Source organism: Metallosphaera javensis (ex Sakai et al. 2022), from assembly GCA_021654415.1.
In the GTDB taxonomy this organism is placed as follows: Archaea; Thermoproteota; Thermoprotei_A; order Sulfolobales; family Sulfolobaceae; genus Metallosphaera; species Metallosphaera javensis.
Genome location: AP024487.1, coordinates 115,608 through 133,881, shown reverse-complemented (window position 1 = coordinate 133,881; position 18,274 = coordinate 115,608). Strand labels below are relative to the sequence as shown.

Below are 18,274 nucleotides of genomic sequence, written 5' to 3'. Positions count from 1 at the left end.
TTTAATCCCTCCTTGCCAAGGATAGGGCCTCGATCATTGTGGTGAGCAGGGCTATCACGAGGACCACCGCGGGGAACCAGTACTGGGACACTATCTTCTCGCCAATCACTGCCAGGTTAAGGGGTTGAACTTGCACCGGGGTGATAGAGCTTGTGGAGAGAACCAGAACTGCGAAGAAGGCCACGGCAGAGAGAAGGGCCATTGCAGGTGCCCAGGGAGTTCTCACCTCCTTCACCTCCAGTCCCCTGAACATAACGAGAGAGATTGAAAGGAAAACTACCGTTGCCCCCACGTACAGAAGGAGATGGAAGGCCGAGTACAGGGAGTAAGCCTCAGGATCCAGGTCTGCTATTAACACCGCCACAGATATTCCTAGGAAGGCCAAGGACACTGCGGAATAGAATACGTTCTTGGAATTTACTATGAAGAGAGCGGTGGCTAACGCAAAAATGGAGAAAAGGAAGAATATCCCAATCTGAAGGTCACTCGGTGTCAGGTACATACTTTATCCCCTTATCCTCATCTATTACCGCCTTTACCTTCCTAACCACGGGACGCAAGGGTGGCTGATCGAAGTCCTGATCGAACTTTTCGGGATTAAATATGAGTTCCCTCCTGTTGGAGAAAGCTGCGTCATGTACGCCGGTTTCCTTGAGTGCATCCACTGGGCAAATATCCACACAGAAGGCGCAGAAAACGCACCTTCCGTAGTTAATTGTGGGGAATTTCTTACCCTGATCTGTGACCATCTTCATAGCGTCGGCTGGACAAACCATGGCACATAGGGTACAACCTATACAAACGTCCTTGTAGAGCCTGATCATTCCCCTGTAACCCGTGGGAAGTGACATCGACTCGTCTGGATACTTCAGGGTAATACGTTGGGGCTTCACGAAATACTTTATTCCAGCCCCAACGGCCTGAAGATGTCCAGAGACCACATTAAAAGGAGATTCTCCCTTTTTGTATTCCTTAATTTTTACTGAATCCATAGATAACCCACCACCAAACCTAGAAACATGGAGGCAATGGCCAAGGGGAATATGTATTTCCAGCTACCCCTAAGGGCCTGATCTAACCTGTACCTCCCGTACACAGACCTGAGAAACACCGAGAAAAACACGAGAATGGATGCCTTGATCACAGTGAGGAGGGCTCCAGGGAACCCTGACAATGGGTACCAGCCCCACAGGAACATGTCGGTGAAAACCAAGGCATACACGAAGTTGCCCACATATGAGCCAGCCATGGTCAACACGAAGAGGAGACCGCTATACTCCGTCGCGGGTCCAAGGACCAGTTCAGTATCCGCCTCAGCTATATCAAAGGGGAACCTGGCGCTTCCTATTATCATTGCAATGAAGAAAGTAACTGCTGCCAGGGGGTTTGCCAGTATCCCGGGAACCCCGGACTGCACTATCTTCACCAGATCAAGCGTGTGATATTCCAAGGCCATGGATATGGTTGACATCAGGAGGAGGACGTCGTAGGAAACGGAAAGGTAGGACTCCCTCACGGCACCGACTATGGCAAATCTGTTGTTGGTACTCCAGGCCATCAGTATGATCATTGCCGGGTAAATGGATTCTATGGCAAGAATCAGTAACATGTTGTACTGTGTAAACAGGCCAACCAGTACCCCCAGCCCAACGTTGGGATCATAGAAGTCATAGAAATAGATGGAGAAAATTGAACCTGAGGGTGGAATCACTGACACTGGTATGACGGCAAGGGGGAGGAAGGACATGGCCACAACTAGCACTGGAGTGAGAGCAAACAGGGTAGGATTAACGCCGTCTGGCACAATGACCTCCGAGAACACGAACTTGAGGGCATCTGCAACCAGTTGAAGATATCCTCCCAGCCTCTTGGAAGCGTAATAGGGTCCAACTCTCATTTGAACTCTAGCAGCGGCTTTCCTCTCAAACCAGATAGTTGTGAGGAGGAGTATAGCTGTGAATATCAGTCCAGGAAGGATAATTGGGGCGAAAAATGAAGGGTAGAGAATATAATATCTGATATCAAATAGAATGTTCATTATCTGTCAGCCTCCGGTGGGAAATAATCCAGACTACCATAAATGGAGACCAGATCCGCGTATCTAGCTCCCTTGAGAAGGTTCTTCATTACGTAGATTGACCTATATGACGGAGTTATCATCCTTAACCTGTAGGGTTTAGCTGAACCGTCACTTACCACGTAATACACAAGCTCGCCTCTCCCTGCCTCAACCCTGGAAATTGCCTCACCCTTAGGTGGTCTGAACGAGGCGTAATAACCCGGCATAACTATCCTCCTTTGTCCTTCCCACCATTTCTTTAACCTAGTGGGGGGTATCTGCTTGAAGAACCTGTCGCTAAGGATCTGCCCTTCAGGAATATCCTTTATTACCTGCTCAAGTATCCTCAGGCTCTGCTCAATTTCCTCAAACCTGACCAGCGTCCTTGCGTAACCATCTCCCTCCTTGTATACAGGTATTTCAAAGTCCAACTTGGAGTAAGCACCGTATGGCTCAGACTTTCTAGCATCATAATACACCCCGGAACCCCTGAGATTTGGCCCAGCCGCTCCCCACTCAATGGCCTGTTCCCTTGTCATAACACCAACATCCTGTAACCTCGCCTTAATATTGGGGTTATTGAGGAAAATCCTTTCCCAGTCCTTTATCTTTTTACGTTGAAATGCGATAGCCTTCTTTGTCATCTCTATGATCGCGGGAGTGAGATCCCTTCTTACTCCTCCAGGAATAATGTAGGAGTTGGTTATCCTCGCTCCAGTCAAAGCTTCAAGAATCTGAACCCACACTTCCCTGTCTCCGAACCCCCACATGAAACCCGTGGAATGACCAATGAATATCGCGAGGATGCCCATTCCGTAAAGGTGGCTCGCTATCCTGCTGATCTCCGCTGCGAAACTTCTCAGATATTGCGCCCTCTCAGGTACGTCGACATTAAGTATCTTCTCAACTGCAAGGATATATCCCAGATTCATGTTCACCGAGTCAAGGATGGCAGGCCTCTCTACCAGAGGAATCAGGTGAATATAGTTCCTGTTCTCTCCCAGTTTCTCCACCGCCCTATGCACATATCCGGGGTCTATCTCAGCGTCCTCTATTATGTCACCGTTGAGCTTCACGAATATCCTCAGGTGTCCGGATCCTGGGTGCTGTGGCCCAACGTTCAGCTCTCCCGAAACGGGAACAATATCCAGCTCCATCCCGCCACTTTTCATCAGATCATCAACTTGACTTGTCAACGAACAACCCCTCCGTCTTAACCTTGAAACTCTTTCTCAGGGGATATACCCCCTCAAAATCCTCGGGTAAGAATAACCTTCTCATATCTGGGTTACCCTCGAAGGTTATCCCCAGCATTTCATATGTCTCCCTCTCCCCCGTCCACACGCTTCCCCACACGGAGAGAAGGCTTGGCACTACCGGTTCCTTATACGAGGTCCACGTCTTGAGCGCAAGGATAACCCTGGACAGCTGAAGATCAAAGGACGAAACGTGATAAACGATCTGAAACTTGGACTGGTCAGGGTAATCAATCCCGGTCACGGTCTTGACGTGATCGAAACCAATCTCCTTCAAGATCCTCGCAGTCTCCACAAGCTTTGACTTATCCACCTCTATGGACCCCCTGGTATCTCCCTCAACTTTTAGGGGAATCTTCCTCTCCTGAAGTAGCTTCGCCACCACGTCTATGGGTTTCTCGCTCATCTCCTCAACCCCCAGTAGGCAATTACGTTGATCTGCCTGACGGCATAGTAGAGAATAGGATACATGAGAACCAGAAATGAGCCCACAACGATAAGGAGGTTCCTGAACAGGGTAAAGTTGTTGTAGAATGGGACTGCGGCAGCAACAAAGAGCAGAACCACTATGGGCTCAAGTGTGGTATAAACTAGAAGGTAACCATAGTACTGAAGAGGAAACCATAATCTTCCCTCTCCTGTGGGAATGTTACCCGCCTCGAACCTGGCAGTCTTCAACGGGTTAGGATTCCTGGGCATAACTAACTCGAGAAGCTTGTATGTACCGTAGGCCCCTAACAGGACCAATATGAAGGGCAAACCAAAGGATAATATTGCCTGAGTGTACGTCATGCAGTGTTAGATAGACTAGAAGGAGTATAAAATATTTGCTTTTGACAATCGAACAGTGCTTATATATTTTAAAAAACTAGAATTGTGCAGATGTAGGTTTACTTTATTTTTTCTAGAATCATGCGAGAGTTTCTTATACACTTCCAGATTCCGCTTTTTGGAACACCTTCTATGCAACGGGAGGACACCAGTTCCTTCTCCTGATCGAGGGTGATGGGGTCTTCCTCAGGCCTTACGAAGTTCTCGTGTAGGATGCAGTTTGGCCCGGCGAACTTGAAGAGAAGTGGGTGAACCTTCTTCACCTCGTCTAGCATGAGCCAGGCCACTGCCCTTATCTCCCACTGTGCCCTGGAACAGAGCCTTAGCCCGAAGAAGTTGTAGAGTTCCCTGGCGTTCATGGTCACCACAAGGTTCGTGTTAACACCGTTGGGGAGAACGTATCTGGCGTCCTCCTCCGGAACTCCCGATTCTAGGACACGCAAATACTCTTGATACACTCTCTCAAACGCCGATGAATCCTTGAAGCTTGGTGGTACCACAGGTCTGTAGAACTCGTCCTTGGGCTTGGCGAAGCGGTGAGACATCTGGGTATATGAGGCGATCCTGTGCCTCACCAGTTGGTGTGAGGCCACCCTGGATATCCCCTCCACGGAAAAGGTGTAGACGGAATGCTCCAGGACTGACCAGTAGCCGTGTATGATGGAGTCCCTTATCCATGTCTCCACCTCCTCCTGGGGCATATCCACGTGGTGATCCCAGCCATGCCTGGATCGGCTCATCTTGGCTGCTATGGCCACGACTCTCTCTCCCTGCGGGTTATAGGCCACGAGCTTCACTTTAAACGGAAGAACCTTACTTATCATCTACATAATATTTATCGAGAAGATAAATAGAAACTTACTCCTTAATATTACGTAATACCAAGAACCCACTTGTGTAACTTTCTACCTATTCACTAACTCCACTAAACTTCTCCACAACCCTGGTGAGCAATGCAGAGTTCTTCTCCGCATCCTTTTCAGCCTGTTCCAATACCTTCTTTATCTCCTCCTCCTTGATCACGTTTATCTTCTGCTTGTAGATTGTAATGTCCCTGAGCTCGTCCTCAAGCATGTCCAGAACGATCTCAAGTTGTGCCGGCTCTATCTTAGCTGTCTTTGAAGCCTTGTCCCTGAAACAGGTGTAATGGACCACTGTTTTCTTGCCTGTGAAGGTAAAAAGCTCGTCCCAATATATCTTGTTTTTACAAATATCACACGTCCATTTGGTTTCGGGTCTGCTCATCTTCATAGATACATTTTAAATTAAAATAAAAGTTACGGTAGGTCATGATGTTAAACGATAGGTTGCTCTCGGATGCCAAGTTTTACAGCAAGTTGATTGGGGTTCTTCTGGACAAGGAGGACACAATTTCAGGGAAAATCAAGGGGACAACGATTGAGAGAAGGGTCATGTTGCTCAAGGCCGACCCAGAGGAGTATCCGGACTACCTCATCAGGGTTACACGGGGAGTTATACCCTGTCTCTCCGTTCTGACGCCTAACATGGAGCTGGTTGGGATAATAGAATCCAACAATCCAGATTACGTGATAACCTCTCTGAAGGACATGCTCAATTCATTCGAAACCAAGAAGATCAGACCAGTCAAGATACCTGAGTACGTCCCTGAACCACAGGAGCCCTCAGAGGCCTCAATTTTCGATACAGTTAACAAGGTTATAGATCAGCAGAAAGCCGATTTTAGGGTTATAGAGCTGATCAAGACAATCTCCAAGGTGGAGAGGAGGTACTCCACTGTGGAGAAGTTCCTTTCGCCAATGGATGAGGTTGCGTCCTACGTCCTGGGAAGAGGAGAGTTAGGAGGGGGTTTTGCCATCTACGAAGCCGTGAAGATAATCAAGGGAGATCCCTCGAAACTAGAGGAATACGTCGTTGATGGAAAGGTTTTCAGAAGTTCCAAGAGGGAAAACTGGGGTCTCCTGATCGACGAGGCCATTGCGGGTTATGCATTTCTGGTTAGATACCTCAGGGAAGGAAAGGACGAATATCTTGAGCAGGCCGTCAGGATAAGGGATTTTGTGAAGAGGGAACTGGAGACTGAGAAGGGGTTCAGGGATACTGTTCCCAAGGATCCCCTAACTTCAATAACCTATCTGGAACCTCTAGCCAACGCTGAAGTTGCGGTCTTCCTCTCAGCGCTATGGCAGGCTACTGGAGACGAGGAGACCAAGAAAATGGCGATGAAAGCCCTCGGAGTAGCCAGTGTGAGGAGCGACTTCCTTGGGATAAACGCCAGGATTGCACACGCCCTTCTCAGACTTAACCACGGGATACTGACCTCGACTCCTGGCAACTACGGGGACGTGAGGGTAATGCTAAACAAGGGAGTTAACTGCAGTTTTAAGCAAGGAGATAAGTGCGCTGAAAAACTTGAAGAGTTTAGCGGTCTTGGGCTAGAGGATTAGAGGGTGATGTGAACCCTCTCCAGGAACCTTCCCAATTGCCTCGCATTTCCCCCCTCGCAGATTGTCCTAAAGGCCCTGTTCCTGTCCACTGGAACCAGCTTCCCAACTGCCTCAAATCCATACTTCTTAAGGGTTCCCATTGTCATAACTGAGGAGGCACCGTTCATGATGAGGTGATCCGCCTTAACGTTCTTGATGATCTTCTCTATGTTGTTCAGAACAAGGGAAGAGCCAAAGATCACAGCAACAGTGCACATTTCGCTCCTGAACTCAGAGAAGGGCCTGCTTCCCTGAACTGGTTGGGGTGAGAAGTCATATGACACGACCTCAGTGAAGCCCTCAACCTTGACCTGAGGAGAGTAACCAAACATGCAAAGTTTCCCTCCCTGGAATAACTGGAGCGGATCTCCATTTCTCACCTCTCCTGGGGTTAAGGCATTCATTACTGCCGTGGAAATGCTCCTCCTCATGGGCGAGTCGAAGTTGTTCGCCACGTCGTAGGCGTTCTTGCCCTGCAATTCTCCTGCCTCCTCCACCTCTCCGTCGGTGAGGGTGATAGAGATGCCCATACTCTGATCATCGAGTAGAACGCCGGTATAGGAGGGACCAACGCAAAGGTTTACAACCCTCCTCCTCTTTAGCTCGTACGAGAGTTCGTTTAACATTTCGTTCAATATCATAGGATTATCTTCCCCTCCCTGTAAACTGGTTCCGAAACTTCCTTATATGGCAAGATAATTGTTCCCCTATTGAGAAGCACCCCATCCCCTGTCACCACTTCCTCTCCAAGGATGGTTCTTTCCCTTATGTGGTTCCACTTCCCTATTTTACTATTATCGCCGACGATCACGTTCTTCAAGAAAGAATTTTCTCCTACCCTGACCTTATCCATGAGCAAGCTCTCTCCCACGTAAGATCCATTGCCTATGGAGGAACCCCTTCCCAGGATAGCGTTGGAGTCTACGCACGCGTCCCCCACCGTAACTTCATCCATAATGAAATAGGGAGGGTTAAGCTCTGCCCTCTCGCTCACTTTAGCCCTGTCCGAGACGAAACCACGGGGATACTTTATTCTCAAGAGATCAAAGTTCAACCTGAGGTAATCTGATGGTATACCGATATCGGCCCACACTCCCTGATAATTATAGACTGAAACACAGTTCTGCTGTAAAACCTTGGGAAGGAAGTGTCTGGCAATGGATTTGCCGTTAATCATGGAGAAAAGCTTCTTGTCGAAAACGTAAACTCCCGCATTAATCTGCTTGGACAGGGGGTTAGAGGGTTTCTCGACAATCTGAATAAGTCTATCTCCCTCAGTGTAAAGGACCCCATATCTCTGGGGATCCTCCACCTCCGCTGACATGACTGTTGCCCCACACTCCGTGCTCCTGTGAAGGGAAAGTATCTCGTTGAAGTTCACCTCCATGTAGACGTCACCGTAAATGACCAAGACCTCGTCGTCCAGATTATATTTCTCAGAGATGTACTTCAGGGGCCCCAGATCCCCAAGTGGCTCCTCCTCCACAACGAAAGTAACCTTTCTTCCCCCTTTTTCTACGTGTTTAATTATGTTATCAGCCATAACCCTTAACGAGATGTACACGTCGTGGATGTTAGCTCTGTCCAGAGCATCCAAAGTATAGTCGATTATGGGCTTCCCTAGAACGGGAAAGAGGGGCTTCGGCTTGGTCAAACTCAAAGGCCTTAGCCTAGTGGCCCATCCTCCAGCCAAAATAATTGCGGAAACCATGATATTGTTGATATAGGAGAGAGAATAAATGAATCGATTTACTTTAGATACTTCTGCAACTTCTTCTCAGCGTAGTCCCAGTTTACCACATTCCACCAGTTGGTTACGTAGTCAGCCCTCTTGTTCTTATACTGAAGGTAGTAGGCATGTTCAAACTCGTCTAGGATAAGAAGGATTGGAAGCTCAGCAATATGGTTCATGAAGTGGTTCTCAAAGGTCATGATCTCCAAGTTCCCATTCTCAGTGTCGTAATAAAGGACCGTCCACCCTGTACCCGGCAATGAGTTGGCTGTCTCCGTGAACACTTGCTTAAACCTGTCGTAACTGCCATACTGCTTCACTATGAGGTCCGCCAGTGCCCCACCGGGCTGACCTCCTCCCTTTCCCGCTGGGGCCATGTTGTCCCAGTACAGAGCGTGAAGTTTGTGACCATTTATGTTGAACACTATCCCTCTCATTAGCCCCTGAACGTCGTATTGACCGCTCTGGAGCTCTCCCTTGATCATCTTGTTGAACCTTTCCATAAACGTGTTAGCACCAGTCACATATCCCTTGTGATGGCCGTTGTAATGAACGTCTATGATGTCCTTGCTGATATATGGTTCCAGCGCGTCTATCTTATAGGGTAGTGGAGGCAATTCGAATTTTTTGAAAGATATGGAAGAACTCATAGCAATACTTACTTGCTAATCACTTTTATTTTTTCCTTATGTAGGATGCCAGGTCTTCCAGCAGGAAAATTCATTTTACATGTTCGATAAAGTCATCTGTTTGGGGGTTTAAGGGAGCGAAAGATCCCTTGGTGAGGTGGAGATGGATAGCCCAAATGAAGGTCTCAAATGATTATATACGTCTATCGTGGCCTGCTGAACCCCATCGTGCGATCACTTGGGATGTACACTCAGGGATGAAACCGAACTCAAGCTTGCGGAAACCAATGCCTCCGTAACCCTCCCACACGGGGCGTCAAGGGTGGGTTCCATTCGACGCTGTGAATGGGGGTGATCGAGCATGGTCAATGAACCAAGAAGCCCGTTCGTGAGATGGGGCTGTTCACTTCATCTCACTAGCTTTACATGGGAGAATCCATGGATAATATCGGGGAGTTCCAATCCCTTCGCGGACGTGATCTTGACACACATAATAAATTTATATCGATGACTATTAGCAAAGAATGAATGGTTTATGTTTAGAATTCTAGGACTTAGCACTGTAGGGCCATTCAGGTCTCCATTGCGAATTGAATTCTAGTTCCTTCATTTCTCATTATTCAATGTAGGATTAATTGAGTGATGACGTCTCGATCGTAAAGAAAACGAAAAGTATATGAATATTATTCCATTTCTGCAAAAAATTATCCAAAATGTTGTAGTTATCGGCGATGGCCCAGACGATCTGGAGTAGCCTGTGGGGCGTGTGGCACTTGCCGAATCTTCTCCTCTCCACCAGGGAGTTGAAGGACTCCACCAGGTTGTTGGTGGAGAGGAGGCGCTGAAGTTCTTGAGGAAGGGAAGTGAAGGAGAGGAGACCGCGTTCCACCAGTTCCTTGATCCTGTTGGGGAACTGGAGTAGGCCAGAGAGCAGGAGGTCGACCTCCTTCCTTTCGTCGCGGTCTAAGCGCCTCTTGACGTGGTTGAGGCAGAGCTGCCTCTTCGCGTCTATTTCCGAGAGCTCAAGTAAGTCCACGGACCTGACCATGTCCGCAACCACGAGCTTGAAGTTGAACTTCCTCCACACCCTTGCAACCTCCAGTAACTCCTCGCGTCCTCCTCCTTAGCCAGGAGGAAGTCCAGCACAGCCTTCCTACCCTCGCGCGTGACGCCTGTCACCAGGAGGACTCCCTTCCCTCCCCTGAGCTTGACCCACTTCCCGTCAACTATCACGTACTGGAAGTCTCCCTCAACCTCAAGCTCAGGGGTCCAGAGCCTCGCGTTCATCTTCCCTCCCAGCACTGAGTAGAACGTGAGCAGCTTCCTGAGCACATCTTCCTCCTCCCTCAGCAACTCCCTCTCAACCCCCGTCCTCACCCTCCCCTTCCCGTCGTACATCACGGGCAACCTCACGCTCATCCACCTGAGCCTGTCAATCCTCCTGCTTCATCACCACCGAGAAACCTTCAAGAACCTGTACCTCGCGTATCCCCTCCTCTTGATCCTCTTCCCCCTCGCGTACCTCGGGCTTACCTCCTCCGCCTCCCTCATCGCTAGCTTCTCCACCTCCTCAACAGGTTTATTTATGAGCCAGTGCTTAGGAAATACGGGGTCGAACACGATGTGTACCAACTCCTCCTGGAGTTGGTACGCGGGTTCGATAGTTAGTTTGCTCATGGTATGACATCGTGTTCGGCCCCCTTAAAGTATTACTGAAAAATGATAGATTGATTTTGATCATCCCACGTAGATTAACTAATTACAATTCGCAATGGAAACCTGAATCGCCCTAGTACTTAGGTAAAGTTTTTATCTTGGTATTACTAATATAGAATGTGGAGGAATTAGAGAAGGCTTACAGGGAGGAAAAGAATGCTAGGATAAGGCAGAGAATACTGGGGGTGAAGATGTACCTCGTGGACGGGTTCAGGGAGTACAGGGTGGCCGAGGTCCTCGGGGTTTCGTACTCAACGGTGAAGAAGTGGGTCGCGAAGTACAAGAGGGGAGGGGTCGGAGCGTTGAGGGATAGGCCAAGGTCGGGTAGGCCCAGGAAGTACTCCAGCGAGGAGGTGAAGAAGGTGCTGGAGACAAGTCCCAGGGAGCTGGGATACAACCTGGAGGGGTGGACCATGAGGGCGCTGAACGCTGAGCTGAGGAAGAGGGGGATAGTTTACAATAGGTATCACCTTTACAGGGTAGTGCACCAGCTGGGGTACGGTTTCGTGACGCCCAGGCCGGTGAACGCCAGGGCCGAGGTGGAGAAGCACCGCGATTTTAAAAAAAGTGAAGGAACTGATGGGACGCAGGATAGCGTTCTTCGATGAGACAAGGGTGGTGGTGGGCACCACGGTGAGGAGGTGCCTCGCCAGGAGGGGTTCCAGGCCCAGGATCAGGGTGAACCTGGGCTTCCAGCACTTCTACGTCTTCCTCGCCCTTGACGCCATTTCAAGGAAGGTGCTGTACACCCTCTACAACTCCCTCTCCAGCAAGAACATGAAGAGCTTCGTTTACAGGATGGAGAGGAAGTGGGGCAGGGAGACCAAGTACCTCGTCCTTGACAACCACTCCTCCCACAAGACGGGGGCTATCCTGGACCTGTTCAGGAGAAGGGGAGTGAGACCCGTTTTCACCCCAAAGTACTCGCCAGAGCTAAACCCTGTGGAGAGGATCTTCAAGGACCTGAAGTTCCACCTTGCGAACAGGTTCTTCAACAACGTGGAGGAGGCAAGGGAGGAGGTGAGGAGGTTCTTCGAGGAACATCACGATCAGTTTAATCTTGATGTGGTCCAATATCTGGATTTAGATGAAATAGAGGTAGAAAACAATGGATAAAAACTTCCACAAAGTACTACCGCACTGTAACTTTTAACGACATAGTTGAGAAAATAGGTATAACAATCCTGAACACGTTTGTATTCTATCTTGTGTCTAACATACTAAATCTTCACTCATTCTTCTATTTTGAGGAGGGTATTGTTATCATACTATCTGCACTTCTGCCCTACATCCTGGCCCCCGCCATGACCTTGCTATATGTGGTGAGTTACAACTTTGGTACGCTCATCCTCGGGCAGAGTAGCACAGTCACCCCCAGCATGATAGAGACGTTCGCCATAATGCTAGTCCTACTGTTCGTGGCACCCATACTTGTAGAGATAAAGTTCACGTCCCTACAGGGCTTTCTGACGTCAGAGTCTCTACTGGGAGTTTTCATCTCACCTTTCCTTGTAGCCACTGGTCTATCAGAAAAGGGTAGGGATACCAAAAGCAACCTAATCTCTGTCATACCTGTTTTGTATTTTCCTGTATAGCATTTCCCTGAACTTGACGTCAGTGCCTCGGCCCTTGAAAAGTTTTTTACCAGGGTAATACGCGTTTTGAATAATGAGAAGGGGTAAGTGGCTGAGGAAACTGAAGGAGGCGCTAAGGTGGAGGAGGGATTACCTGAACGCGCTGAGGGATGCGCTAAGGAAGTTCAGGGCTGACGTTGTGAGGAAGCTGCTCCTTGCCGTGATCGCGGAGAGGGGAAGTCTGGCGGGTAGGGCCGAGGCCCTGGGTTTCGACTACGAGAGCGTGCTGGGCAAGCTTGACGAGCTGGCTGACGTTGACCTGCTCCCACCTGTGAAGCTCCTAGTTGGAGATCATCCAGTGCAGGTGGCGGTGGACGACACCTTCGACGAGAAGGCCTACGCCAGGGCCATGCCCGTGTCCAGGAACCTGGCCATGTTCTTCTACTCCAGGGTGAAGGGGGCCTTCATACCCGCCATCCAGCTCCTCGTGGTCACGGTGAGGGACCTGGTAACGGGCGAGGTGTACCTGGTCCACATAGACGCATACGTGGCCAGGAAGGTGGCAGAGCTTGCCAAGGCCGTGGGACAGGACCTGAACTTCTCCACGAAGGTGGACATGACCCTCCAGGTCCTGGACAGGTTGAGGAGGGAGCTCAACGTCCAGGTCATAACCTTCGACTCCTGGTACGTGAACAGGAGGACCCTCCTCTCCGACGTGGTGTCCTCCCTCAAGTCCAGCGCACGGGTCGTCGAGGGTGACAGGTCCGTGCCCGTTGGACTCCTCCCCGAGGGAGAACACCACGTCACGTACCTGGGAGTCCCCGTGAAGGTAGTTGTACTGGAAGACTATAAGGGTTACGGCAGGAGATACCTCTTCTCCACCGACCTCTCCATGTCCCCTGAGGAGATACTCACGGCTTGGGAGAACAGGTGGGACGTGGAGGTGGTGATAAGGGAACTGAAGGCTCTGGGCCTGGAGAATGGTTCGTTCAGGACGTGGAGTAAGAACCTTGGTTACGTCAAGCTCATCTCGATCACGTTGAACTTCCTCCTCTCCCTGAGATACGTCCTTGGGGAGAGCCTGGGAGTCGTACGGCTCTCCCGCCTGCTTAAAACTCTTTACCTCGAGGTTGGTGATGTCAAGAAACTGTTCAGTCTAAGGTAAGTTCCGAAAAGTGCTATCCTGTACTCAAGATTGTGGAGAACCCTGCTGGGATACTATCAAACCCGTTATCCCTGGTTTTTCCAGTCACCGGTTTCGTTCTCCTTGTCGTGGCTTCAATAGTATTTACCAGGGGAAGTCTACTCAGCGTTCTGGGAGTTATTCCCCTATATCCAGGAGTGGCCTTGGCTCTGGGGTATGGACTGCTTTCAATAAACACGATAGTAGCCTCAGTTCTGGGCCTTATTGTGAACGCTCTTCCAGCCACAATAAATAATTTTAGATCCGCATCTCAGAGCAAGAGTCTAATTCAGAAGGAGAAGAACGAAGTTATTTCACAGGTGGAACAGAAGATCATGTTAATAAATAACATAAAGGGAGGTTCCGCAAATCTTCCCGTGGAACTGGTCACGGTTCTCAGCGATATAGAGTCCCAGCTCAAGTCGGAACTGGCCAAGATCAACTCCTGTTCCACATCGGAATGCATTACTGAGACCTATCAAAACTTCAGAGAGGTCTCAGAAAACGTGGATAAGGCCCTCAATGAGGCAGTATTCAAGATAGTAATAGATTACAACAACGTGGTAAACGGAATCAGGAAGCTTGGAGTTAACGCAGAGGAGATCCAGATACCACCATCTTTGAAGCTTACGGAGCAGGACGCTAATACCATTGTCAGAATATTGAATACGATTGACAGGAACGTGTATCTCACCACCAGTAGAATTAACCAGATCGTGGAAGGTTTGGAGAAAACTTTGGGAGGGAAATACACGAGGCTACTGGTCACTGATTTCAAGTCCCTGGAGAAGATCTCTCAAGTTATTGGAGATGAGGCCATCAAGAGGAGCGCGGAGGAATGCCTAGCCATGCAGGCGGACGCGGTGAGGGAGTTAAGGATGAGCCCGTTTAGCGATAATAAGATCGCACTTTCACGGAAGCTGAACCAGGTTATTATAGAAACCTTCTCCATGGACAAGCTAAATCAGATAGTGAGCCTGTCCAACGAGAACGTTACCCTTCTGAAAAAGTATTTCGAGTATCTATCTTCGAAGAAGGACGAACTGAGGAAAATCGGACTACCGGAATCCAGGGAGTACGTCAAAGTTATAGAGGACCTGACTTTTACGGTGAACGGAAACCTTCCAGTATGTGAGATAGTAAGACGAGTGTACTCTTTCATCAGCGTAATTAACGACATAGATGAAATAGTGGCGGACATTCAGTCTGTCTCAGCACTTTTCCAGTTGCTTGAAGGTCTTAAGGATGTAATAGTGGTAAAAGTGACCGAGGAGGGATGTATCGGCTTAGATGAGGTGGGCATTGATGTTAAATATGGTCGTTTCGTAGTAAGCTGGCTTAAGGGGATGGGTATAAACGCAGTGATGAAAGAAAATAACGTTTGTGCCGAGAGATGATTTTTCTTTGTTACAGTTTAAAATTTTATACAGTTTAGACATCGTTTCATTGACGCATGGAGTTACTGTAATCAAAGACCTCTAGGTTTCTGCGAGATCTCAAATTGAAAGAGAATCGAAGAGGTAACTTAAAAGATACTCCACGCAATACCGTTTCATGGTTTGTAATTTTTGAGAAAATCGCTTGCGAGGTGGCGCCTGGGCTCGTGACAAATCTGATTCTAGTGATAGATTATAAAGGTTCGGAAAACCTCGCCCTTCACGGTACTCCCCAAATTCAGTTTATGAAAAAATCACTAGAGCTTTATTTTAGACTGGAGGAGAGGATGTGAATTAAAACTCATGAAACAAACTGAACTCTGCTGGAGAAAGAAATTTGTGGGAGAGTGGGTAATACTAGGATGGTGATATTACCCATGATCACCCTACTCTCCCACAACGTAAACATCCAGAAGCTAGGATATATAACCCTTTCCTCGCTAAACTTCAAGGAAGGAAGAGGTAGCGAAGACGTTGGTCTCGGCCTGCCTGTGGAGAGACTCGGTGGAGAACAGGTCGAGAAGCTACGATATATCCCCACAGACCGTGAGGAACTACGTGGAGGAACAGGGGATAGAAGTAGCGGACCGCCTGCTCCAGGAGGTACAGGAAGTGGCGAGGGAGGTGTTGAAGGGGGTGGAGGAGGTGGACGTGAGCGTAGACTGGACGGGGGTGAAGTACTGGGGAGAGAGGGTGGAGGGGCTGGGAAGCGGGGATAAGGGATACCAGTGGAACTACGCCACAGCTACTACGGATTACAACGGCAAAACCGTAATCCTAGCCTTCACGCGCTACAACGGGATGAGCAAGGACGAAGTGGTGAAAATCCTCGTGGAGCAGGTCCTCTCCCTGGGATTTAAGATTGGGATAATAGCGCTGGACGCAGGCTTCTACACAGTAGAGGTCATAAAGTTCCTCTCCCAGTTTAGGTACATTGTGGGCGTCCCGGTGGGCGACGTCAAGGTTTACGAGGAGTATGACGGCCCTTACACCACCGCGAGCAAGAGGACTGATCAAGTCAGCTTCAGGTTGATCGTCCACGGTCGTGAAGTGACTAGAAGGAGGTCCCACGTCGAGTACTTCGCCAGGGCGACCAACCTCGACCTGCCCAAGGACAAGGTCTTGAGGCTTTACGACAGGATCAGGAACCCCATCGAGACTTCCTACAGGGAGGTGAAGGGCTTCCTCCCCTTCACCTGTTCCAGGAGCTGGGTCTTCCGCCTTCTCGTCTTCGTTTTGGCCACGTTCCTTTACTCGCTGTTCTTGTTCCTCAAGGGGGAAGTTAAGAGGACTGACTTCAAGCTTCTCCTTCATTTGCTTTTTATAGATGAAATACAAAATAAGTTCTTATCACGATTGATTAAAAGTATAGAACCGCTTTTTATTTATTTTGATTTATTTTTAAGGGGGTGATTTTGGGGAGTACCGTTCAGGGCGGGGTAGTTCACAAAAAACATTAATTTTCACATGTTACAGATTATTACTTTGAATTAAAACTAACGACTATTCTCTCACGAGTTAATGCTCGTAATTTGTCGTGGTTAAAGGGGTTTGGGTCTCATCGAATTTCATATATTTTGTATTCAATTCTCGACCCTTGGAGTTCACCGAAGTCGCGGATTAACCCGTTCATCCTTCTCACTCCCATTAGGGGGATAACCCCACTCACCTTACGGTGAGGAAACCCCCACATCCTAAGATTAAACTTAGATAAGAACCTCTTCATAATATTTAATGAAGCATTGAATTGCCTATCAAGGGTGAACCCACACCTCTCACACCTAAAGGTCTTACCAACCATTCGGGAATTTACCCATCCACATCTGGGGCAAGACCTAGATGTGAGGTGTGGGTTAACTTCCACTACCCTACAACCGTATATAGAAGCTTTGTATCTTAACACGTTAACTAACTTCCTCCAAACAGTCCTTGAAAGCTTACGTGACAAGGACTCACTAGCATCACCAAACATTCTCTCCTTATTCAACTTTTCGAAAACCAAGACATGATTATTATACATCTCCAGAATGAGGTTAGCTAACTTATGAATTAAATCGTTAACCCTATTCCTCTCACGATGAGAGTATTTCTCCATCAACCTCTTGCCACTCTTCAACTTTTTTGAAGCTACAGACTGTACCTTAGCCCTCTTCATCTGCATAGTGTACTTCAAGGAGTAAAGTTGTTTTAGAGAGATCGTGACAAACTTTTCACCATCATAACCGTCAAGTGAGAAGAGATTAGAGTCAAATGCTACTACATCAAGGGGAGCTGTCATTGGTAATTCTTTTCTAAACACTAAGTATACTTTATCCTCCTTGATAACTGGTTCTGTTAATTCCATTCCTTCAACCCTATTAGAAAACCATGTTCTATCCCAAGAATACGTGATATACTCATGTGGCTTTACAGTTATTCTAACGCTCTTCCCGAGGACTTTCCTTAGCGTTGTTTTTACTCTTACATAACCCTTCTTAACTAATGGTGGTTTGAATTCACTTCTTCCCTTTTCAAATCTTCTTCTCCAAGATTCAAGGATCGAATACACATCATGAATTGCTTGGTCTATGTAGTGTTTTGCTAATCCTTTGACGTTTTGAGTAATTAGATAATCTCTTAACTCTTTGTATATTTCCTTCTTTTTTGGTAATTCTACTCTTCCATTCTTCACTTTAATTTTGTTAAATACGTATTTTATTCCTTTGTTTAGTAAGTTTACGTAAGCGTGGATTAGTTCTTTGCTTCTTTCCTCATTATTCTCTATTGCATACGTTAGGTGGATGTATTCTTTCTCTGGTGTTGTAAATGTTTTAATTCTTAAGTTCTTCAACACATTTTTTCACCCTTTCATATTTATGACTCCTCATTCCATATAACTTTCCAGAGAATGAGACTAAGATGCTAATTAGGTCTTCAATTAGTTCTTGTTCTGGTGTTTTGTCTTCTTTTTCGAGTATTATTATCTCACAACCGTGTGTTTTGCATACTTCCTCTAGTATTTCGAATCCGAATCTTACTAGTCTATCTGGATAAGCTATTACTATTTTGCTTACTTCGTTGTTTAGTAACATTCTAAGTAGTTTTTGGAATCCTTTTCTTTTCATATTCAGCCCAGATCCTATGTCTGTTATAATGATGTTCTGGTACTTTTTCCTTTAAGTAGTTTACTTGGTTTACTAAGTCATCTTTTTGCGTGTTTGATGATACTCTGGCGTAGAGTACTATTTTCTTTTTTCTTATTATTCCCTCAAGTTTCTCTACATCCTCTTCTCTGAACCTCATTTTTCCAGATGGTAATCTTACTGGTGTTATTATACCCTTCTTTACATATTCTTGTAATGTTCTGTAGGAGATTCCTAATCTTTGGCATACTTCTTTAGGTCTTAGCATTGT

General features: G+C 47.6%; 21 protein-coding genes and 2 pseudogenes. 7 read left to right on the top strand and 16 right to left on the bottom strand.

What is annotated here, in order from left to right:
* Window position 1: 1 nt before the first annotated feature.
* The 8 genes from QVC96_RS00800 to QVC96_RS00765 all read right to left on the bottom strand — a co-directional run bounded on the left by QVC96_RS00800 (window position 2) and on the right by QVC96_RS00765 (window position 5,391).
* On the bottom strand, window positions 2–502 hold the full coding sequence (locus QVC96_RS00800; RefSeq protein ID WP_238025848.1) for an NADH-quinone oxidoreductase subunit J family protein: 501 nt from the start codon (window positions 500–502) through the stop codon (window positions 2–4).
* Window positions 483–992 carry an NADH-quinone oxidoreductase subunit NuoI gene (nuoI, locus tag QVC96_RS00795; RefSeq protein ID WP_238025849.1) on the bottom strand — a complete coding sequence of 170 codons (510 nt, stop codon included), beginning with the start codon at window positions 990–992 and terminating at the stop codon, window positions 483–485. The genes QVC96_RS00800 and nuoI overlap by 20 nt, the downstream gene beginning before the upstream one ends.
* Window positions 980–2,038: an NADH-quinone oxidoreductase subunit NuoH gene (nuoH, locus tag QVC96_RS00790; protein ID WP_287689679.1), complete on the bottom strand. Its 1,059-nt coding sequence runs from the start codon at window positions 2,036–2,038 to the stop codon at window positions 980–982. Before nuoH ends, nuoI begins: the two co-directional genes overlap by 13 nt.
* A complete protein-coding gene (locus QVC96_RS00785) occupies window positions 2,038–3,255 on the bottom strand; it encodes an NADH-quinone oxidoreductase subunit D (protein ID WP_425597970.1) in 1,218 nt (405 codons plus the stop codon). Before QVC96_RS00785 ends, nuoH begins: the two co-directional genes overlap by 1 nt.
* Window positions 3,239–3,721, bottom strand: coding sequence for an NADH-quinone oxidoreductase subunit C (locus QVC96_RS00780; protein ID WP_287689678.1), 483 nt, complete (start codon window positions 3,719–3,721; stop codon window positions 3,239–3,241). Before QVC96_RS00780 ends, QVC96_RS00785 begins: the two co-directional genes overlap by 17 nt.
* Entirely contained in the window at window positions 3,718–4,107 is a 390-nt protein-coding gene (ndhC, locus tag QVC96_RS00775) for an NADH-quinone oxidoreductase subunit A (protein ID WP_287689677.1), read from the bottom strand. The genes QVC96_RS00780 and ndhC overlap by 4 nt, the downstream gene beginning before the upstream one ends.
* A 98-nt stretch (window positions 4,108–4,205) precedes the next feature.
* Complete coding sequence (gene thyX, locus QVC96_RS00770) at window positions 4,206–4,970, bottom strand: FAD-dependent thymidylate synthase (protein WP_287689676.1); 765 nt, start codon at window positions 4,968–4,970, stop codon at window positions 4,206–4,208.
* Window positions 4,971–5,055: 85 nt separating this feature from the next.
* On the bottom strand, window positions 5,056–5,391 hold the full coding sequence (locus tag QVC96_RS00765) for a DUF2175 domain-containing protein (RefSeq protein WP_238025855.1): 336 nt from the start codon (window positions 5,389–5,391) through the stop codon (window positions 5,056–5,058).
* A 44-nt stretch (window positions 5,392–5,435) separates the two neighbouring features.
* Between QVC96_RS00765 and QVC96_RS00760 the strand changes: the two genes are divergently transcribed.
* Window positions 5,436–6,572 carry a hypothetical protein gene (locus tag QVC96_RS00760; protein WP_287689675.1) on the top strand — a complete coding sequence of 379 codons (1,137 nt, stop codon included), beginning with the start codon at window positions 5,436–5,438 and terminating at the stop codon, window positions 6,570–6,572.
* Here the strand turns inward: QVC96_RS00760 and QVC96_RS00755 are convergent.
* The 6 genes from QVC96_RS00755 to QVC96_RS13860 form a co-directional block, all read right to left on the bottom strand.
* Window positions 6,569–7,252 (bottom strand): Rossmann-like domain-containing protein, encoded by a 684-nt coding sequence (locus tag QVC96_RS00755; RefSeq protein WP_287689674.1) that lies wholly within the window; start codon window positions 7,250–7,252, stop codon window positions 6,569–6,571. The two genes, QVC96_RS00760 and QVC96_RS00755, sit on opposite strands and share 4 nt — an antisense overlap.
* Window positions 7,249–8,322 carry an NDP-sugar synthase gene (locus tag QVC96_RS00750; protein ID WP_287689673.1) on the bottom strand — a complete coding sequence of 358 codons (1,074 nt, stop codon included), beginning with the start codon at window positions 8,320–8,322 and terminating at the stop codon, window positions 7,249–7,251. Before QVC96_RS00750 ends, QVC96_RS00755 begins: the two co-directional genes overlap by 4 nt.
* A gap of 38 nt (window positions 8,323–8,360) precedes the next feature.
* Window positions 8,361–8,993, bottom strand: a complete 633-nt coding sequence (locus QVC96_RS00745; RefSeq protein ID WP_238025861.1) for a superoxide dismutase — start codon at window positions 8,991–8,993, stop codon at window positions 8,361–8,363.
* 610 nt (window positions 8,994–9,603) lie between these two features.
* Window positions 9,604–10,059: a hypothetical protein gene (locus tag QVC96_RS13870; protein ID WP_425597969.1), complete on the bottom strand. Its 456-nt coding sequence runs from the start codon at window positions 10,057–10,059 to the stop codon at window positions 9,604–9,606.
* Window positions 9,981–10,391 (bottom strand): hypothetical protein, encoded by a 411-nt coding sequence (locus QVC96_RS13865; protein WP_425597968.1) that lies wholly within the window; start codon window positions 10,389–10,391, stop codon window positions 9,981–9,983. Before QVC96_RS13865 ends, QVC96_RS13870 begins: the two co-directional genes overlap by 79 nt.
* A 30-nt stretch (window positions 10,392–10,421) precedes the next feature.
* The gene (locus QVC96_RS13860; protein ID WP_425597967.1) at window positions 10,422–10,649 is read right to left on the bottom strand and encodes a hypothetical protein; all 228 of its coding nucleotides are present in this window, start codon (window positions 10,647–10,649) and stop codon (window positions 10,422–10,424) included.
* Between the two features lie 158 nt (window positions 10,650–10,807).
* Here QVC96_RS13860 and QVC96_RS00735 point away from each other — a divergent pair, with 158 nt between their 5' ends.
* The 6 genes and pseudogenes from QVC96_RS00735 (at window position 10,808) to QVC96_RS00710 (ending at window position 16,294) form a co-directional block, all read left to right on the top strand.
* Window positions 10,808–11,296, top strand: coding sequence for a helix-turn-helix domain-containing protein (locus QVC96_RS00735; protein WP_238027283.1), 489 nt, complete (start codon window positions 10,808–10,810; stop codon window positions 11,294–11,296).
* On the top strand, window positions 11,268–11,804 hold the full coding sequence (locus tag QVC96_RS00730) for an IS630 family transposase (protein WP_287688834.1): 537 nt from the start codon (window positions 11,268–11,270) through the stop codon (window positions 11,802–11,804). Before QVC96_RS00735 ends, QVC96_RS00730 begins: the two co-directional genes overlap by 29 nt.
* A 92-nt stretch (window positions 11,805–11,896) precedes the next feature.
* Window positions 11,897–12,283: a hypothetical protein gene (locus tag QVC96_RS00725; RefSeq protein WP_287689672.1), complete on the top strand. Its 387-nt coding sequence runs from the start codon at window positions 11,897–11,899 to the stop codon at window positions 12,281–12,283.
* 73 nt (window positions 12,284–12,356) lie between these two features.
* Entirely contained in the window at window positions 12,357–13,427 is a 1,071-nt protein-coding gene (locus QVC96_RS00720; RefSeq protein ID WP_287689671.1) for a transposase, read from the top strand.
* A 32-nt stretch (window positions 13,428–13,459) separates the two neighbouring features.
* Window positions 13,460–14,842 carry a hypothetical protein gene (locus QVC96_RS00715; protein ID WP_287689670.1) on the top strand — a complete coding sequence of 461 codons (1,383 nt, stop codon included), beginning with the start codon at window positions 13,460–13,462 and terminating at the stop codon, window positions 14,840–14,842.
* A 416-nt stretch (window positions 14,843–15,258) separates the two neighbouring features.
* Window positions 15,259–16,294: pseudogene (locus QVC96_RS00710) on the top strand (ISH3 family transposase).
* A 145-nt stretch (window positions 16,295–16,439) separates the two neighbouring features.
* Here the strand turns inward: QVC96_RS00710 and QVC96_RS00705 are convergent.
* Both QVC96_RS00705 and QVC96_RS00700 read right to left on the bottom strand, forming a co-directional pair.
* Window positions 16,440–17,714, bottom strand: coding sequence for an RNA-guided endonuclease InsQ/TnpB family protein (locus tag QVC96_RS00705; RefSeq protein ID WP_287689669.1), 1,275 nt, complete (start codon window positions 17,712–17,714; stop codon window positions 16,440–16,442).
* Window positions 17,692–18,271: pseudogene (locus QVC96_RS00700) on the bottom strand (IS607 family transposase). The gene QVC96_RS00705 and the pseudogene QVC96_RS00700 overlap by 23 nt, the downstream one beginning before the upstream one ends.
* Between the last annotated feature and the right edge of the window lie 3 nt (window positions 18,272–18,274).

What these genes read in the sequence shown, in the direction of transcription:
- QVC96_RS00745 (WP_238025861.1), bottom strand. Translation starts at nt 8,993, where the DNA reads ATGAGTTCTTCCATATCTTTCAAAAAATTCGAATTGCCTCCACTACCC.
- QVC96_RS00730 (WP_287688834.1), top strand. Translation starts at nt 11,268, where the DNA reads ATGGGACGCAGGATAGCGTTCTTCGATGAGACAAGGGTGGTGGTGGGC.
- QVC96_RS00760 (WP_287689675.1), top strand. Translation starts at nt 5,436, where the DNA reads ATGATGTTAAACGATAGGTTGCTCTCGGATGCCAAGTTTTACAGCAAG.
- nuoH (WP_287689679.1), bottom strand. Translation starts at nt 2,038, where the DNA reads ATGAACATTCTATTTGATATCAGATATTATATTCTCTACCCTTCATTT.
- thyX (WP_287689676.1), bottom strand. Translation starts at nt 4,970, where the DNA reads ATGATAAGTAAGGTTCTTCCGTTTAAAGTGAAGCTCGTGGCCTATAAC.
- nuoI (WP_238025849.1), bottom strand. Translation starts at nt 992, where the DNA reads ATGGATTCAGTAAAAATTAAGGAATACAAAAAGGGAGAATCTCCTTTT.
- QVC96_RS00765 (WP_238025855.1), bottom strand. Translation starts at nt 5,391, where the DNA reads ATGAGCAGACCCGAAACCAAATGGACGTGTGATATTTGTAAAAACAAG.
- QVC96_RS00800 (WP_238025848.1), bottom strand. Translation starts at nt 502, where the DNA reads ATGTACCTGACACCGAGTGACCTTCAGATTGGGATATTCTTCCTTTTC.
- QVC96_RS00780 (WP_287689678.1), bottom strand. Translation starts at nt 3,721, where the DNA reads ATGAGCGAGAAACCCATAGACGTGGTGGCGAAGCTACTTCAGGAGAGG.
- QVC96_RS13860 (WP_425597967.1), bottom strand. Translation starts at nt 10,649, where the DNA reads ATGAGCAAACTAACTATCGAACCCGCGTACCAACTCCAGGAGGAGTTG.
- QVC96_RS00750 (WP_287689673.1), bottom strand. Translation starts at nt 8,322, where the DNA reads ATGGTTTCCGCAATTATTTTGGCTGGAGGATGGGCCACTAGGCTAAGG.
- ndhC (WP_287689677.1), bottom strand. Translation starts at nt 4,107, where the DNA reads ATGACGTACACTCAGGCAATATTATCCTTTGGTTTGCCCTTCATATTG.
- QVC96_RS00720 (WP_287689671.1), top strand. Translation starts at nt 12,357, where the DNA reads ATGAGAAGGGGTAAGTGGCTGAGGAAACTGAAGGAGGCGCTAAGGTGG.
- QVC96_RS00755 (WP_287689674.1), bottom strand. Translation starts at nt 7,252, where the DNA reads ATGATATTGAACGAAATGTTAAACGAACTCTCGTACGAGCTAAAGAGG.
- QVC96_RS13865 (WP_425597968.1), bottom strand. Translation starts at nt 10,391, where the DNA reads ATGAGCGTGAGGTTGCCCGTGATGTACGACGGGAAGGGGAGGGTGAGG.